19 protein-coding genes are annotated in these 15,022 nt (G+C 34.9%); 6 read left to right on the forward strand and 13 right to left on the reverse strand.

Features of this window, described 5'->3' with window-relative positions:
- Positions 1-120: 120 nt before the first annotated feature.
- The 3 genes from ACRHOC_RS01850 (at position 121) to ACRHOC_RS01860 (ending at position 2,433) form a co-directional block, all read left to right on the forward strand.
- A complete protein-coding gene (locus tag ACRHOC_RS01850; protein ID WP_431156802.1) occupies positions 121-915 on the forward strand; it encodes an undecaprenyl-diphosphate phosphatase in 795 nt (264 codons plus the stop codon).
- A 13-nt stretch (positions 916-928) separates the two neighbouring features.
- The gene (gene truB, locus ACRHOC_RS01855; protein ID WP_431156803.1) at positions 929-1,630 is read left to right on the forward strand and encodes a tRNA pseudouridine(55) synthase TruB; all 702 of its coding nucleotides are present in this window, start codon (positions 929-931) and stop codon (positions 1,628-1,630) included.
- A gap of 65 nt (positions 1,631-1,695) precedes the next feature.
- On the forward strand, positions 1,696-2,433 hold the full coding sequence (locus ACRHOC_RS01860) for a hypothetical protein (protein WP_431156804.1): 738 nt from the start codon (positions 1,696-1,698) through the stop codon (positions 2,431-2,433).
- A gap of 1 nt (position 2,434) precedes the next feature.
- On the opposite strand, the gene ACRHOC_RS01865 is transcribed toward ACRHOC_RS01860, so the two are convergent.
- On the reverse strand, positions 2,435-3,052 hold the full coding sequence (locus ACRHOC_RS01865; RefSeq protein ID WP_431156805.1) for a thioredoxin family protein: 618 nt from the start codon (positions 3,050-3,052) through the stop codon (positions 2,435-2,437).
- Positions 3,053-3,131: 79 nt separating this feature from the next.
- Here ACRHOC_RS01865 and ACRHOC_RS01870 point away from each other — a divergent pair, with 79 nt between their 5' ends.
- Positions 3,132-3,695: a DNA-3-methyladenine glycosylase I gene (locus ACRHOC_RS01870; RefSeq protein ID WP_431156807.1), complete on the forward strand. Its 564-nt coding sequence runs from the start codon at positions 3,132-3,134 to the stop codon at positions 3,693-3,695.
- Positions 3,696-3,703: 8 nt separating this feature from the next.
- On the opposite strand, the gene aat is transcribed toward ACRHOC_RS01870, so the two are convergent.
- From aat to ACRHOC_RS01890, 4 genes are all read right to left on the reverse strand, one after another.
- Positions 3,704-4,330, reverse strand: a complete 627-nt coding sequence (gene aat, locus ACRHOC_RS01875) for a leucyl/phenylalanyl-tRNA--protein transferase (protein ID WP_431156808.1) — start codon at positions 4,328-4,330, stop codon at positions 3,704-3,706.
- 270 nt (positions 4,331-4,600) lie between these two features.
- Complete coding sequence (locus ACRHOC_RS01880; RefSeq protein ID WP_431156809.1) at positions 4,601-4,978, reverse strand: hypothetical protein; 378 nt, start codon at positions 4,976-4,978, stop codon at positions 4,601-4,603.
- 79 nt (positions 4,979-5,057) lie between these two features.
- Positions 5,058-5,435 (reverse strand): DUF3127 domain-containing protein, encoded by a 378-nt coding sequence (locus tag ACRHOC_RS01885; RefSeq protein ID WP_431156810.1) that lies wholly within the window; start codon positions 5,433-5,435, stop codon positions 5,058-5,060.
- Between the two features lie 45 nt (positions 5,436-5,480).
- Positions 5,481-6,350, reverse strand: coding sequence for a flavin reductase family protein (locus ACRHOC_RS01890; RefSeq protein ID WP_431156811.1), 870 nt, complete (start codon positions 6,348-6,350; stop codon positions 5,481-5,483).
- A 123-nt stretch (positions 6,351-6,473) separates the two neighbouring features.
- Between ACRHOC_RS01890 and ACRHOC_RS01895 the strand changes: the two genes are divergently transcribed.
- Positions 6,474-7,631 (forward strand): sensor histidine kinase, encoded by a 1,158-nt coding sequence (locus tag ACRHOC_RS01895; protein ID WP_431156812.1) that lies wholly within the window; start codon positions 6,474-6,476, stop codon positions 7,629-7,631.
- A 4-nt stretch (positions 7,632-7,635) separates the two neighbouring features.
- On the opposite strand, the gene ACRHOC_RS01900 is transcribed toward ACRHOC_RS01895, so the two are convergent.
- Positions 7,636-8,028: an HIT family protein gene (locus tag ACRHOC_RS01900; protein WP_431156813.1), complete on the reverse strand. Its 393-nt coding sequence runs from the start codon at positions 8,026-8,028 to the stop codon at positions 7,636-7,638.
- A gap of 66 nt (positions 8,029-8,094) precedes the next feature.
- Positions 8,095-8,568, reverse strand: coding sequence for a transcription elongation factor GreA (greA, locus tag ACRHOC_RS01905; RefSeq protein WP_431156814.1), 474 nt, complete (start codon positions 8,566-8,568; stop codon positions 8,095-8,097).
- Between the two features lie 143 nt (positions 8,569-8,711).
- Here greA and ACRHOC_RS01910 point away from each other — a divergent pair, with 143 nt between their 5' ends.
- Positions 8,712-9,152, forward strand: a complete 441-nt coding sequence (locus ACRHOC_RS01910) for a hypothetical protein (protein ID WP_431156815.1) — start codon at positions 8,712-8,714, stop codon at positions 9,150-9,152.
- On the opposite strand, the gene ACRHOC_RS01915 is transcribed toward ACRHOC_RS01910, so the two are convergent.
- The 6 genes from ACRHOC_RS01915 to ACRHOC_RS01940 form a co-directional block, all read right to left on the reverse strand.
- Positions 9,149-11,371: a TonB-dependent receptor gene (locus ACRHOC_RS01915; protein WP_431156816.1), complete on the reverse strand. Its 2,223-nt coding sequence runs from the start codon at positions 11,369-11,371 to the stop codon at positions 9,149-9,151. The genes ACRHOC_RS01910 and ACRHOC_RS01915 overlap by 4 nt on opposite strands.
- Before the next feature lie 285 nt (positions 11,372-11,656).
- Complete coding sequence (arfB, locus tag ACRHOC_RS01920; protein WP_431156817.1) at positions 11,657-12,061, reverse strand: alternative ribosome rescue aminoacyl-tRNA hydrolase ArfB; 405 nt, start codon at positions 12,059-12,061, stop codon at positions 11,657-11,659.
- A gap of 1 nt (position 12,062) precedes the next feature.
- Complete coding sequence (locus ACRHOC_RS01925) at positions 12,063-13,619, reverse strand: DUF4301 family protein (protein WP_431156818.1); 1,557 nt, start codon at positions 13,617-13,619, stop codon at positions 12,063-12,065.
- Positions 13,616-14,185 (reverse strand): AAA family ATPase, encoded by a 570-nt coding sequence (locus ACRHOC_RS01930; RefSeq protein ID WP_431156819.1) that lies wholly within the window; start codon positions 14,183-14,185, stop codon positions 13,616-13,618. The genes ACRHOC_RS01925 and ACRHOC_RS01930 overlap by 4 nt, the downstream gene beginning before the upstream one ends.
- Positions 14,146-14,778: a nicotinamide riboside transporter PnuC gene (gene pnuC, locus ACRHOC_RS01935; protein ID WP_431157439.1), complete on the reverse strand. Its 633-nt coding sequence runs from the start codon at positions 14,776-14,778 to the stop codon at positions 14,146-14,148. The genes ACRHOC_RS01930 and pnuC overlap by 40 nt, the downstream gene beginning before the upstream one ends.
- Positions 14,762-15,022, reverse strand: coding sequence for a thiamine-binding protein (locus ACRHOC_RS01940; RefSeq protein ID WP_431156820.1), 261 nt, complete (start codon positions 15,020-15,022; stop codon positions 14,762-14,764). The genes pnuC and ACRHOC_RS01940 overlap by 17 nt, the downstream gene beginning before the upstream one ends.

Below are 15,022 nucleotides of genomic sequence, written 5' to 3' on the forward strand. Positions count from 1 at the left end.
AAAGTGGAGATTCTTGATTAGTTGTAATAGTTAGCTCCTATAAATTTAAAACAAAATTTAAGAACAACGATTTTAATACCATTTCCTTTGAAACTTGTTTCTAATTGATACTTTTGCTCCATGGAAGTGATTGACGCAATAATTTTAGGCATAATTCAAGGACTTACCGAATTTCTCCCGGTTTCCTCTAGTGGTCATTTAGAACTTGGTAAAGCTATTTTGGGTGATAATTCTGTTCCAAAAGAAAGTTTATTATTCACTGTTGTGCTTCATTTTGCAACTGCATTGAGCACAATTGTTGTGTTTAGAAAAGACATCCTCGACATCCTTAAAGGCATACTGAAATTTGAGTGGAATGAGGACATGAAATTCATTGCCAAAATTGTCGTTTCAATGGTTCCAGCTACCTTGGTTGGGTTGTTTTTTGAAGAACAATTAGAACAACTTTTTGGTGGTAATATCCTTCTGGTAGGATTTATGCTCATTGTAACTGCACTTTTATTATTCCTAGCCGACAAAGCAAAAAATACAAGTAAAAATGTATCATTTTCAAATGCTTTTGTAATTGGTATATCGCAAGCTATAGCCATGCTTCCTGGAATTTCAAGATCTGGTGCTACAATTTCTACGTCTGTATTATTGGGTAATGATAAAACTAAAGCTGCACGTTTTTCATTTTTAATGGTTGTGCCATTAATATTTGGAAAGATCGCTAAGGATATCCTCAGTGGAGAACTCACCTATGAAAGCTCAAACTTTTTACCACTTAGTATTGGCTTTGTTGCTGCCTTTGTTGCTGGTTTATTCGCGTGCACATGGATGATTGCGTTGGTAAAGAAAAGTAAGCTCTCCTATTTTTCTATCTATTGCGCAATCGTTGGTCTCATCGCAATTATATGGTCAATAAGTCAATAATAATTGTTATGTGATGCTTAGTGGTGAAGATTTTAAAAACGGTCAAGTTCTTTTAATAGATAAACCATTAGAATGGACCTCATTTCAAGCCGTAAATAAATTACGCTGGGCCATTAGAAAAACATTTAAGATTAAGAAAATTAAAGTCGGCCACGCTGGCACCTTAGATCCTTTGGCAACCGGTTTACTTGTTATTTGTACAGGTAAAATGACGAAGCAAATAAATACATTTCAAGGGCAAGAAAAAGAATATACTGGCACAATTACGCTTGGTAGTACAACACCGTCTTATGATCTTGAAACTGAGATTGACCAAACTTATCCCATAGATCACATTACAGAAACTCTAATCCATGAGGCTACTGAAAAATTTATCGGAGAAATTGAGCAATACCCTCCTGTTTTCTCTGCAGTAAAAAAAGATGGAAAACGTCTTTATGAGTTTGCCAGAGCCGGACAAGAGGTTGAAATTAAACCCAGAAATATTGAAATAAAGGCCTTTGAAATCACTGCAATTGACAATCTTAATCTCAAGTTTAGAGTAGTTTGTAGCAAAGGAACCTATATTAGATCCTTGGCGCATGACTTTGGTAAGACTTTAAATTCTGGAGCTCATCTCACTGAACTTCGACGAACACGAATTGGAGATTTTAAAATTGAAGGTGCCATTTCTCCTGAAGAATTCATAGAGACACTGCATAAAGACGCTCCTTAAAAACCGTTGATTACAACCAACTCGTTCTATTTTTCGTATATTCAAAACACAGTGTATTATAAACTATGTATTTAATTGAAAAATATAAGGCTGCCATTATCACTTTCCTGCTCTCAGGAACTGTGATTCTTGCCCTATTTACGATTCAATTAAAACAAAAAGGTACACTAATCTCTGAAAGCTATTATGAGCTTGAGCCAGAACCAGAAAAAGAAGAGAAACGCTACGAAGAGTTAACCGACTTAAACGAACCTTCGACAAACAAGGCTTTTAATGAGGATCAAGAATTTAAAGAAATGATGCGCAATTTTAAAACACTGGCCTCAAACGACTTTCAGAAAACTACAGAACAGCTCGAGGAAGCTTCAGAGACAAAAGAAGTTAATGAAGAGACAAGCCTGGATAAATCAGTTAATTCAAATAATGGCTACGGTATTAATAAAGAAGAAACCAAGTCTTTTAAAGCGTTACAAGATCGCTTAAATAAACGTCTAGAAAACCAAAAAATAGCCGATGAGCATTCAAAAACAAGAAGTACACTCACCTATTCCTTAACAGGACGTACATTAGGCTATTACGAGATCCCAAGATATCTCTGTGAATATGGTGGTAAAATTGTAGTTTCAATAAGAGTAGATGAGAATGGAAATGTCTTTGACGCTTACATTAATGGTGCTTCCAACTCCACAAATCAGTGCTTAATAGATCATGCCATAGACTATGCTAAATCCGTACAGTTCGATACCTCAGATCGAAAGGATCAACTCGGAACCATTACCTTTTTATTTAAAGGGAAGCGCTAGATTACTTCAGTAAATTAATTAAATCACTAACCGTTGATTGACCTTTGTCTTTGTTGTACCAACGTTGTAAATCTTCTTTAAATTCTGGTGTCAGTTTACCATGAAGGGCTTTATAATCATTTACCAATTTTGTGGCCACAGAAGGTCTAGGACCAAAAGTATTTACCACTTCATTAGTGGTGTCATCTATCATAATTAGCTTTGGTATAGCACGACCACCATTGGTTAAAAACGCATCCATTAAGGCGTCGTTTTCATCGCGCATCACAATTTTGTAATCAATCTTATCATTGAGTTCTGCTACCTTATTAATCACAGGCATTACATGTGCAGCGTCACCACACCAGCTCTCCGTAATTACTAACCAAGTAGCTTTTTTATCAAAGGACTTTATACTTGCTATGTCCTCCTCAGACAGTTTAACCGTTTTATCCCAACGACGCATACGTCTGTCGTTTAGCATGGTATAATTAATCAAAGCGTCTGTTTTATCCTTACCAGTAGTCAACTGATCTTCTACCAGTTTTTCCACTAATTCGCGGTATTCTGAATAGCTAATACTTTTATCTAAGCTATTTGAAATTATATCGTTTATCATTGGTGTTTCTAGTACTTCCATAATACAAAGTTACGTCTAAGCTGCCATTTATTCTGCAACTGTTGTTACATTAGTAGTGTAGAATTTAAAACCTTACAAAATGGAAAAATCGCGTTGTGGCTGGTGTGTTGGAGACCCCTTGTACGAGACCTATCATGATGAAGAATGGGGTGTTCCCCTATACGATGATGATAAATTGTTTGAGTTTTTAATTCTCGAAACCTTTCAAGCCGGATTAAGCTGGATTACCGTACTTCGGAAACGTGAAAACTTTAGAAAAGCATTTGATAATTTTGACTATGAGAAGATTGCCAAATACCAACAATCTAAAATTGATGCACTGCTTTTAGATGCTGGTATTATAAGAAACAAACTAAAAGTTAAAGCGACTGTAACCAATGCCCAAGCATTTATCAAAATTCAAGAAGAATTTGGTTCGTTTTCAGACTATATATGGCAATTTACAGATGGGAAACCCATTAAAAATAAACTCAAAGATTACAGGAAAGGGCCAGCCAATACACCACTTAGCGATACGATAAGTAAAGACTTAAAAAAGCGAGGTTTTAAATTTGTAGGTACTACGGTTGTATACGCGCATATGCAGGCCACAGGTATGGTTAATGATCATGAGGTATCGTGCTTTCGTTATAACGAAGTTTAAGATATATCCTATTTTAAATACCTCAAAAAAGCCTCGCGTGACATATAGCTTGCACCCAAACTTTCTAGATGGTTAGTATGAAGTTGGCAATCTATTAGCCTATAACCACCCTTCTGCACCATATGAATAAAAGCCACTTTACTCGCATTACTTTTCAGTGCAAACATGCTTTCACCACAGAACACACCATTTTTTAAGTCTATACCGTATAACCCACCAACGAGTTCTTTATTCTCCCATACCTCGATTGATTTGGCATAGCCTAGTTTATGCAACTTTACATAAGCTTCAATCATCTCATCGGTAATCCATGTCCCTTCTTGACCTTGACGTTTGGCCTCAGCACAATGATGAATTACCCTTTCAAAAGACTTATTCTTAGTTACTCTAAATAGATCTTTGTTTAGCACTTGTTTCATGCTTTTAGATACTTTTAAATCTTTGGGAAAAAGAACAAATCTGGGATCTGGCGACCACCATAAAATTGGATCATCTTTATCGTACCATGGAAAAATACCATTAGTGTAGGCATGTATTAACCGTTCTGAAGATAAATCACCACCAACGGCGAGTAAGCCATCTGACGTTGCTTCAGTAACATGAGGAAACTCTATTTTTTGGCTCAAAAAGTGCATTTTCAGCGCTATTATAGCACTTTTTAGACAATTTTGCTGTTAAATCGGCTAATTGGTTTTGTCAGTTAGTTAATTTTATTGATATTTGACATGACCTTTATGTATAAATTTTTGTTCATCATTGCTTTTTTTTAAGTTTGTTTGTAAAGGTCAAACCTAAAACCACAACATTAAGTCCTGACTAACCATCAGGACTTTTTTATTGCCTGAAATTAAAAAAGACTCACAATAGAAGATGAGTCTTTTTATAAATGAAATTGTTCATTCTATTTATTCTCTGATAAAAACGATTATTTTACCTTGATTGAAGGTCATCAGTGAGAGCATATTACTACCATTAAAATTTAAACCCTCTATATACGAACAAAAGTAGTCATCAATACTACTATATCGTTTTAAAATAAATGTTCCATCTGCTTGATTCTCTCCATTGCAACTGCCAGTGATAACATAATTCTCAGTTGAACGTAATTCTTCACCATAATAATTGTTAAAAGTACCATCTTCTAAAAATTCTATTTTAGTTTCAGAGTCATTTTCTAGAATCCAAACCCCTAAGATATCCTTCTTATACTCCTCAATTTTTGATTCTTTGCAACCTGAAAACTGAATAGCAATTAAAATAAGAACTGTGAATATTCTAACCATAAAATGAATAATTAAACGTTAAAAAAAAGACCTGTTTTACTAAAACAAGTCTTTATTATAAATTATTATTTACAATTCCCTAAAATGGTAAATCATCATGGTCTTCTTCATTTAATTCACTCACTGGCTCAAAAGCATCTGTTGGTGGCACAGGTGGCATATCTGCATTACCAGACTCAGCTTGTAAAGCCTCAATTCGCCATCCTTGAATTGAATTAAAATACTTAGTTTCACCCTGTGGGTTTACCCACTCTCTACCTCTTAAGTTTATACTTACTTTTACTTGTTGTCCTACCTGGAAATTATTAAGTAATTCAGACTTGTCCTGCACAAACTCTACCATAATATGTTGTGGGTACTGCTCTTCTGTAGTTACTACTACTTCACGCTTTCTAAACCCATTACTACCAAAAGTCTGTGTTTCTCCAATTACCTTAATTCTACCTTGTACTTCCATGTTTTACTTAATCTATTTATTTTAATATTGATTCTTTTTTTGAGACTACGAAAGTAATAACTTCCATGCACTTTCTACATCACCAAAGCTCAAATAATTTTGAGCTAATTTGTGTTTTTTACGATGAGATGCCTCCTTTATATTAGGATAGCGTTCACTTAAATGTGCTATGAATTCACTCACCGCTTTTTGGGATGGCAAGCGCTCTACATTTGCTAGCATCCCTAAATTATTTCCAGTAAGGATCATACTGTTTTTTACATGTTCTGGCATGGCATCTACACCAATACCCATTGTTTTTAAAGGCTTAGGGATTTCAAAAAATCCTTTTTTGGCCCTACTGTAATAACTTCCTCCTGCTCTTGCTACCAGATCTAATGCTTCTTGATTTATAGATCCATCACCATTTATAACTTCTTCAGTGATGTGAATTTTAACCACTTCACACACAATTAAATTTCCGGCACCACCTTCTTTACCCAAATAAACTATGTCATTGATTTTACATTCGAGTTGTACAGGAGATTCAGCAACTCTAAACGGTTTAACCTCATCTGATGGTAACATAGTAAGCCCAGCCTTTTCAAACTCATTTACACCTTCGGGATACTCCGTACTCGCCAATGACATTTGGTGGACTAAATCATAGTTTACTACATTAATAACAACCTCCTTTACCGCTTCTGCATTAACCAATGTGTGTTTTACCGTATTGTCTCGCACACGTCTTGCAGGTGAAAAAATCAAAATTGGCGGATTGGTGCTAAAGACGTTAAAGTAACTAAAAGGGGACAGATTAGGATGACCTTCTGCATCTATTGTACTAGCAAATGCGATTGGTCTTGGTGCCACCGAGCTCAACAAATAACTATGTAATTTGGCTGTAGTAAGATCTTGTGGGTTAATAGAAATCATATAGCACTCTGATTTTCAACAAAGATAATTATATTGTGATGCCTACCGAAGTATTTATGCACATAGACGGACAATATTATTAACACTTTTGCATTATATTTAGAAATGAAATTGCGCTAACCAATGTTTAGACTGAACAGAAACGTAATCCGCTGGATTATCATACTTTCCTCTTTTATAATTATCTCTTTAATTCTGTGGAATACTTATGCTTTCTTTCAAAAATTTAAGGCCGAAGAACGCATAAAAATGAACACTTGGTCTGTTGCACAAATCGATCTTTTAGAAAATATTGATGATTTAGACAAGGACGTAAACAATGTTACGTCTCACGTCCTTACAGAAATGACAACGAGTACACCTATGCTGGTCATCGATGCAGATGGAGCCGTTAATAATTATATTAATATTGAAGAAACGAAGCTCAGTGATTCACTTAAGGTACAGCGTTTAATAGCCAAATTCTCTAATGAAAACCAACCTATTGAGGTTAAAGTGGGTAAAGAAACCATACAAACTATTTATTATGGCAATTCGCCATTACTTAATAAACTGAAGTATTATCCTTTGGCTTTACTTCTAATAATACTGCTGTTTGCAGCTGTTGTTTATTTCTTTTATCGTAGTTCAAAAAACGCCGAACAAAATAAGCTATGGACTGGTATGGCTAAAGAAACGGCACACCAAATTGGAACTCCCTTATCTTCTTTAGTTGGTTGGACAGAAATCTTAAAATCTGAAAATGTTAACCCAGAATACATTACAGAAATAGAAAAAGATATAACTCGACTACAAACCATTACAGAACGCTTTAGCAAAATAGGATCTGCTCCAACGTTACAAAAAACTGATCTTGTGGAAGCCACTTCCTCATCATTTGAATATTTAAGGTCGAGGTCCTCGAAATTAGTTGACTTTAAATTAAACAAGCCTAATACCGAATTGCCTGTAAATCTCAACCCACAACTCTACAGTTGGACCATTGAAAATTTAGTAAAGAATGCCATCGATGCCATGAAAGGGAAAGGAGAATTAACCTTAGATATTTCCCAAAATGACGCACAGGTGTTTGTGAATATTTCAGACACTGGAAAAGGCATACCGAAAGGGCAATTCCAGAAAATTTTTGAACCTGGTTACACCACAAAAAAGCGTGGTTGGGGACTTGGTTTATCTTTAGCCAAGCGCATTGTTGAAGATTACCACAAAGGAAAAATTAAAGTCTTGCATTCTGAGATTGGGAAAGGCACAACCATCCAAATTGCCTTAAAAACGGTTTAGAAGTTTATTCAAAATGTGAAGCAATTAATTTCGCAGTCGCTTCAAACTCCTCAGGTGTCATTTTTTGCTTTGTAGTAAACCGCGCATTTTCCATATTATGTAATGGAATTAAATGGACATGCACATGTGGCACTTCTAGACCTATGACCGACATACCCACACGCTCACAAGCAATAGATTTCTCAATAGCAATTGCCACCCTACGCGAAAAGGCCATAAGACCTAAATAGGTCTCTTCGTCTAAATCAAAGATTTTATTTACCTCCTTTTTGGGAATACAAAGTGTGTGTCCTTTAGTATTAGGATTAATATCTAAAAATGCAAAAAAAGCATCGGTCTCTGCAACCTTGTAAGATGGGATCTCCCCTTCTATTATTTTGGTAAACACTGTAGCCATGTTATAAATATAAAAAAGATTCCTATCTATAGGAATCTTTAAGTCTTATAGTCTTTCAAATTTTATTTAACGTGAGATCTCCAAGATATCAAATTTCATTACACCACTTGGAACTTGTATTTCGGCAACATCACCTACAGATTTACCTAGTAATCCTTTCCCGATAGGAGAATTCACAGAAATTTTACCACTCGCTAAATCGGCTTCGCTTTCTGCAACAAGCGTATAGGTCATCTCCATACCATTAACCTGGTTCTTTATTTTTACAATAGAAAGTGCCAATACCTTAGATGTATCTAGTTGAGATTCATCAATGACTCTGGCATTAGCCAAAGTTTCTTCCATTTTTGAAATTTTCATCTCTAGCATCCCTTGCGCTTCTTTTGCCGCATCATATTCAGCATTCTCACTTAAATCACCTTTATCACGAGCTTCAGCAATCGCTTGAGACGCCTTAGGACGTTCCACATCTTTAAGGTAATTTAATTCCTCTCTTAATTTTTTTAATCCTTCTTCGGTATAATAAGATACTTTACTCATAATTCATTCGTTTTTGTATATACAAAAAGACGCCGAACTGAGTTCAGCGTTTATCAAAATTCTTGTTACAAGATTCTAATACAAATATATAAAATATTTACGGTATAGCTTAAATAATCGTAAATTGACCCGTAAAAAATAAGATGAAAAAAAGGTTACTAATTTTGACTTTTATTATAATGTCATGCAGTGGTGATGATAATATTAATCCCAACTGTAATTTTCTATTTGATGCCGTAGTTAACCTTACCGTTAATACCAATTTGCCACAATTTAATCAGCTTGAATTTCCAGGAAACGGTGTATACGTATCTGGTCAAGGTAATGGTGGTATTTGGTTATGGCGAAGAGATTCATCCACACTCCTAGCTTGGGATGCCTCAGACCCTAGTTTACCACCTTCTTCTTGTTCTTTATTAGAATTAAGTGGTACAGGTGATATTGTGGAAACTAGTTGTGATGAAGTGAACCAATATAGCCTTGCTACTGGTGTTGGTCTTAGTGGAAATACACAACCCTGCACGTTAAAGCCATACAGGGTTGATGATCTTGGAAATGGTCAATTTTTAGTTACAAATAACTAAAAATTTAAAGTCACACCAAGTAAAACATTTGTTGTTGCCTGTGGATAGAAGCCTGAGAAAAATCCTGTTGAAATTCCCGTAGGGCTGTCGGGATCACCAAAATCAAATGATCCAAAATAGCCATTAGACACATACTTTTCGTTGAAAATATTGTTCACTAGACCTGTAAAAACTACTGAATCAAAAATTGAATTGGTCTCTATGGTATAGGTCACATTAAAATCATTAACAAAGAAGCTATCTAATCTAGATTCTGGATTTTCTGTATTTCCCATAAATTGTTCACCAACATATTTACTCAACAACGATAATTGTAAGTTTTCAATAGGCTGAAAAACGATAGCATTGGCAGCTACTAAATCTGGTGAAAACGAAATGTCTGTCTTCCCCAAATTTTGAAGTTCTCCATTTAATGACACAATCGTTTCTCTGTTTTTATTAGAACTAATTGTCATATTAGGTTGCAATGTTAATTGCGGTGTAACAGGTATTACAGCTTCTAACTCCAATCCTAATCTATAGCTTTCTCCACTGTTTGTTCTAATAGGATTCCCAACATCGTCTAAGCGTCCTGATAATACTAACTGCTCGTTGTAAAGCATGTAATAGGCATTAGCATTGAAACTAAAATTTCCTTTTCTATGTCTCCACCCAAGCTCAAAATCATTCAATTGCTCTGGCTCTATATCATTATTAGATTCAAAATCTGTTCTATTTGGTTCTCTATTCGCTCTAGCGTATGAGAAATAGAAACTATTATTAGTGTTTAAATCGTAAGTGATACCAGCTTTTGGATTAAAAAATGTAAAGTCTTTATCTACCTCAAAGTCTACTAAATCTGAAGTTGTTCCGTAAGTCTTATAGGTTACATTTCTTACCTGCAAATCTCCATAAAGACTAATTTTATCATTGAGCTGATAATTAGCTTTTGAGAATATAGACAGGTCATTTTTTAAACTATTTCCATCATAATAACGGTCACGAATATCTGACTGACTCGCAAACTCAGCCCAAATAACTTCACCAAAATGATCACCATCATAATGACTAAATGAACCACCAAAAATCATATCTAAGCCATTGTTTTTATAGTTAGCACTTGCATTGATTACATAAAAATCATTATCCAACCATCTACGACGAATTAAATCGGTTATATTTTGTGTTTCACCATTTACCTCGAACTCCTCGAATCCGTAGGTTTCAAACTCATCATCTTCCCTGAATTGTTCAAAATAACCACGTCCATAAGTGTAGTTTAAACCAACAGTTGTTGACCAATAGTTATTGTAGCGCTGATTCCAATGCAACTGATAATGATCTTGGCTGTAGTTATCCACTTCATTATCATAAAACTGAATATTACCATTATCATCCTCATAGATTCCTGCAGGATTAAAAGTTCTGTCCGATTCTAAAGTTGCTCTGTCTATACCAAACCATGATTGATAAGTCACTTCGTTACCTCCAAAAACTATCGCTTTTATCAACGTATTATCATCTATATAAGATCCCTGTAAAAAATAAGCCTTAAGATCTGCAGATGCCCTGTCGATATAACCATCTGATGAAATATTTGACAAACGACCAGCAATTTCAAAATGATCGTTAATGAGACCTGTAGAGAACTTAACGGTATGCTTTCTGGTATTGAAACTTCCAAAAGAATTAGATATTTCGCCTTTGGCTTCTTTAGATACAGCATCGGTTAAAATATTAATACTTGCTCCAAAAGCTCCAGATCCATTGGTTGAAGTCCCAACTCCACGCTGTAACTGTAAACTTTCTACAGAGGATGCAAAGTCACCCAAGTTTACCCAAAATGTTCCTAATGATTCGGCATCATTATAAGGTATTCCGTTAATAGTGATGTTTGTTGATTGTGGACTCACACCTCTCACTCTTATACCAGTATATCCTACACCAGCACCAGCATCTGAGGTGGTCACCACCGACGGTAGAAAATTCAATAAAATTGGAATATCTTGACCAAGGTTGCGCTTAGCGATTTCCTTTTTTGTAACGTTGGTATGCGTAATTGGTGATTTAGCATCCACACGTACAGATTTTACCAGGACCTCATCAAGTTTTTCAACTTTTGTCGAATCCTGCACCTTGTCTTGAGCACTTAGTGTCGTGCAAGCTATTAAGGCAAATAATAAGATTAGATTTTGACTTATTCCAAGTCGAATTTTGAATAAATTTTTAGTTTCGGCCATATTATTTTGAAAGACGAAACTGAATCTGGTCAACATAAACAATTGACCAAATTGAGATTTAAGAATACTAGATTTCATTACGATTAAAAAATAATCGAATAAAAAGAGGTAATTATTCTGTATTAATAATTAATTATTAGAGCTCTAAGCTCAATTCCTTAGCAGCATTACCTGCTCAGGTTCAATGGGTATGATCTCAGCCACTTATTGGCACCCCTTTTTTGAGAACGCCGCAAAGATAGTCTACAATTGAAAAATAACAATAGCTTAAGCTGAATTAATTATTTAATAGACATCTGGCTTTCGTCGATTGGCTTTCTTCTCAGAAGCTTTTCTTTTATCCTCAAGTCTTTTGCGCTTTACTGCTCGTGGAAGTTTGGTTTTTTTTCTCTCTTTTTCTTCTTTTAATCCTTGCTGGATTATATCTAAAAAACGGTTTATAGCTGTAGTCTTGTTCTTTAGTTGGCTTCGACTTTGGCCAGAACTTAAAATGAGTATACCGTCTTTATTAATCCTATTTTTTAGGATCGAATGTAAGCGCAGTTTTTGTTCCTCATCTAAATAATTTGAATTAACTAAATCGAAATATAAGACAATCTTAGTAGCTACTTTATTGACATGTTGTCCTCCACTACCAGAGCTACGAATTGCCTTAAAAGTAAGTTCAGATATTAGTCCTTCGGCATCCACCCTATTTAATTTGATGACTATCTTTTAAAAGGTCGTTGACGGTCTTCACCGGATTGAAAGTAATTATAGGAACCTCTACAAAAATGGTATTCCAAAAGGCCATACTACCATTCCATAGTCCAGGTAATTCGAGTGCTTTTAAATCCTTACCTGCTTTAGTCTTTGCGGTGATAAATGCTGCCTTGTGATCAACAAAATCTTCAAGGTTAAATGTTTCTCCTTTATAATTTCTAACACCACATACCAAATCTACTGGGTTAAAGTGCGTCGCATTCATTAAAATACTTTTCTGCGACTTATCATTTTGATTAATCTGAGCAGACTCTACAATCTGTAGTGAAACTTGTGAATTTTGATCTTTAACCCAAAAAGGGCCACCACCTGGTTCACCTTCATTTTTCACCATTCCACAAACACGAATAGGACGATTTAGCTTTTCTCTTAAATATTCAATTTTATACTTATCAGAATACTTCTCAAATTCATGTGAAATCCTAACATTTAGTTTTCGTGTTAGAAATTCAGCAATTTCAACTAAGCGATCTTCAGATACCGCATCTGAATCGAGCTCATTTAAAAACTCAAATGCTTTTTCTTGCACCTGTAATAATATACCAGCAAGTACCTTTTTATATTTTGCGACTTCATCCTTATATTTCTTCACCACTACATTATCTATATTTTTAATAAAAATAATGTCGGCATCAAGTGCATTTAAATTCTTAAGTAATGCACCATGTCCAGATGGTCTAAATAATAAAGTGCCATCATTTTCTCTAAAAGGATCGTTGTCTAAAGTGACGGCAATAGTATCGGTTGAGCCTTGCTGATATGAAAACGAAATGTCAAAAGATATACCTGTTTTTTGCTCCACAAACTCCTCTATACGTCTAAATTCTTCTTTAAACTTATCCTTATATTTTGCCGAAATGGTAAAATGTAACTTGGCCTCTTTATTGTCAGAAGCGTACAATGCGGCTTCGTACAAATGCTCCTCAAAGGCAGTAGAAATATGATCATTTTTATACTCATGAAAAGGCAGTAACCCTTTTGGAGAATCTCCAAAATTAAGATGCCCTTCGTTAAGCATTGTACTCACATAAACTATGGCTTTTTCACCAGAAGCCAAATTTTCATAGTCGACATCACTTTCATTGATCTTATCCATTACCAACTTATGAAATGGAAATTGCTCCAATCCTACACGGAATAATGAAAAATCTTTGAGTTTATTCTTATTAATAAACGAATTGAGGGATTCTTTTTTAGGATCGTACTCTTCTAAGAACTGAAAAAGGAATTTAAACATTCTTGTTGCTGCACCTGATGCAGGAACAAACTTTAATAATGATAAATCATTTCTTTTACCATCAAAATGGGTAATCGCTTTTTTAATATTATCATTATTCAGTCCAATTATTCCATTGTCTATTGTTGCAGCTTCATAAACGTTTGCAAATGGTATTCCTGTTTTAAATAATTCAATTTGAGAAGACACTTGGGCAACGGTTAAGCCCTTTGCCTCTATTTGTTTTAAATCCTCTTCAGTAAAAGTCATGCTGATTCTGTTAGTAGGTTATCTATATGTTTTATTGCCAATTTAAGACGTTCTTTCTTATTTCCCTTTAATAATACATATGGTCGCTTATGATCTATTAGAGCCTTTTCAAATGCTTTAAACATACGCTCTCTTTCATTGGGTTTATCTCTAAGATCATCTGGCTCCCACGGTGTGTCAATATAGGTTAAAAAATAGAGTTCATACGAATTTTTAAGCGCATATTCTTCTAAAAGGGGATCACAGGTTCCTGAATAATAGGCTTCACTATACACCTTAGTTTCAAGTAGATCCGTATCGCAAATTAGGATTGTATCCGTTTTCTGAGCTAATTTATTTTCCAATTGCATCTGACCTTTCGCAATGGGTAATAAATCTTTAGGCTCACAGGTTTTTCTTTCATTATTCCATTTATCCTGCAAATACGCTCTTGCATACTCTGGCACCCAAACCGAATTGTAGTGTCTCGCTAACTGTCTGGACAAGGTAGTTTTTCCAGTGGACTCTGGTCCAAATAATACTACTTTTATACAGTTTGATGGATGTTGTTTAAGTGCTTCTTCCATGCAAGATATCCAAAGATGGCGATTACCGTAAATCCTAAATATTGTAAACTCGTAAAGGTAAATCCTTTATATAAATACAAAGGTACAGATATGATATCACCAACAATCCAAAATATCCAATTTTCTATTTTCCGCTTGGCCATTAACCACATTCCGACAAAAAATATTGCCGTTGTTATGGTATCTACGTAAGCGACCCAAGACGTCCATTTATCAAATACTCTGTAAACGATATAAACAAAAAGTAGTGTTGCGAAAAAAATGCCAACACTTATTAATTTCTGATTTTTTGTGGTTGTACTTATTGGTGTTACATGGGTTTCGTCGACCTTACGTGTCCACACATACCAGCCATATACACTCATTAAAAAGTAATAGGCATTAATCATCATATCTCCCAAAAGCTCCCATTTAAGTAAAAGATATACGAATATTGCCGTGCTCAACATACCAGTTGGGAAAACCCAGATATTATTCTGTTTAGAAAACCAAACGGAAAGGAATCCAAAAACAACAGCCACAATTTCTAGAACTATATCTGTAACTTGATATTCGGCATATTGACCAAAAAGTAAATCAAAAATCTGGCTTATAATCACTTCGGTCGGTCTTTACTATCTTCATATTTAAAACTGCAATATCTATAGCTTGGAAAGCTTGCTTAATAGCTTCATTGAGAAAAGGCATGAGTTTATCAAAATCGCCATAGATTTGTGTGCTTAGTGGATTTTCTAATACCGTAAACTCTGAAGCTCTAAGCAACTTGATAAAATCAACAATGTGAGGTTCGTAATCATCCTTAAGCGGTGTGAGTGTTAATTCAATTGAAACTTTCAT

Origin of the sequence: Winogradskyella poriferorum, from assembly GCF_050618035.1 — a bacterium.
In the GTDB taxonomy this organism is placed as follows: Bacteria; Bacteroidota; Bacteroidia; order Flavobacteriales; family Flavobacteriaceae; genus Winogradskyella; species Winogradskyella poriferorum_A.

Coding starts and splice junctions, on each gene's coding strand:
- ACRHOC_RS01850 (WP_431156802.1), top strand. CDS start 121: ATGGAAGTGATTGACGCAATAATTTTAGGCATAATTCAAGGACTTACC.
- truB (WP_431156803.1), top strand. CDS start 929: ATGCTTAGTGGTGAAGATTTTAAAAACGGTCAAGTTCTTTTAATAGAT.
- ACRHOC_RS01860 (WP_431156804.1), top strand. CDS start 1,696: ATGTATTTAATTGAAAAATATAAGGCTGCCATTATCACTTTCCTGCTC.
- ACRHOC_RS01865 (WP_431156805.1), bottom strand. CDS start 3,052: ATGGAAGTACTAGAAACACCAATGATAAACGATATAATTTCAAATAGC.
- ACRHOC_RS01870 (WP_431156807.1), top strand. CDS start 3,132: ATGGAAAAATCGCGTTGTGGCTGGTGTGTTGGAGACCCCTTGTACGAG.
- aat (WP_431156808.1), bottom strand. CDS start 4,330: ATGCACTTTTTGAGCCAAAAAATAGAGTTTCCTCATGTTACTGAAGCA.
- ACRHOC_RS01880 (WP_431156809.1), bottom strand. CDS start 4,978: ATGGTTAGAATATTCACAGTTCTTATTTTAATTGCTATTCAGTTTTCA.
- ACRHOC_RS01885 (WP_431156810.1), bottom strand. CDS start 5,435: ATGGAAGTACAAGGTAGAATTAAGGTAATTGGAGAAACACAGACTTTT.
- ACRHOC_RS01890 (WP_431156811.1), bottom strand. CDS start 6,350: ATGATTTCTATTAACCCACAAGATCTTACTACAGCCAAATTACATAGT.
- ACRHOC_RS01895 (WP_431156812.1), top strand. CDS start 6,474: ATGTTTAGACTGAACAGAAACGTAATCCGCTGGATTATCATACTTTCC.
- ACRHOC_RS01900 (WP_431156813.1), bottom strand. CDS start 8,028: ATGGCTACAGTGTTTACCAAAATAATAGAAGGGGAGATCCCATCTTAC.
- greA (WP_431156814.1), bottom strand. CDS start 8,568: ATGAGTAAAGTATCTTATTATACCGAAGAAGGATTAAAAAAATTAAGA.
- ACRHOC_RS01910 (WP_431156815.1), top strand. CDS start 8,712: ATGAAAAAAAGGTTACTAATTTTGACTTTTATTATAATGTCATGCAGT.
- ACRHOC_RS01915 (WP_431156816.1), bottom strand. CDS start 11,371: ATGGCCGAAACTAAAAATTTATTCAAAATTCGACTTGGAATAAGTCAA.
- ACRHOC_RS01925 (WP_431156818.1), bottom strand. CDS start 13,619: ATGACTTTTACTGAAGAGGATTTAAAACAAATAGAGGCAAAGGGCTTA.
- ACRHOC_RS01930 (WP_431156819.1), bottom strand. CDS start 14,185: ATGGAAGAAGCACTTAAACAACATCCATCAAACTGTATAAAAGTAGTA.
- ACRHOC_RS01940 (WP_431156820.1), bottom strand. CDS start 15,022: ATGAAAGTTTCAATTGAATTAACACTCACACCGCTTAAGGATGATTAC.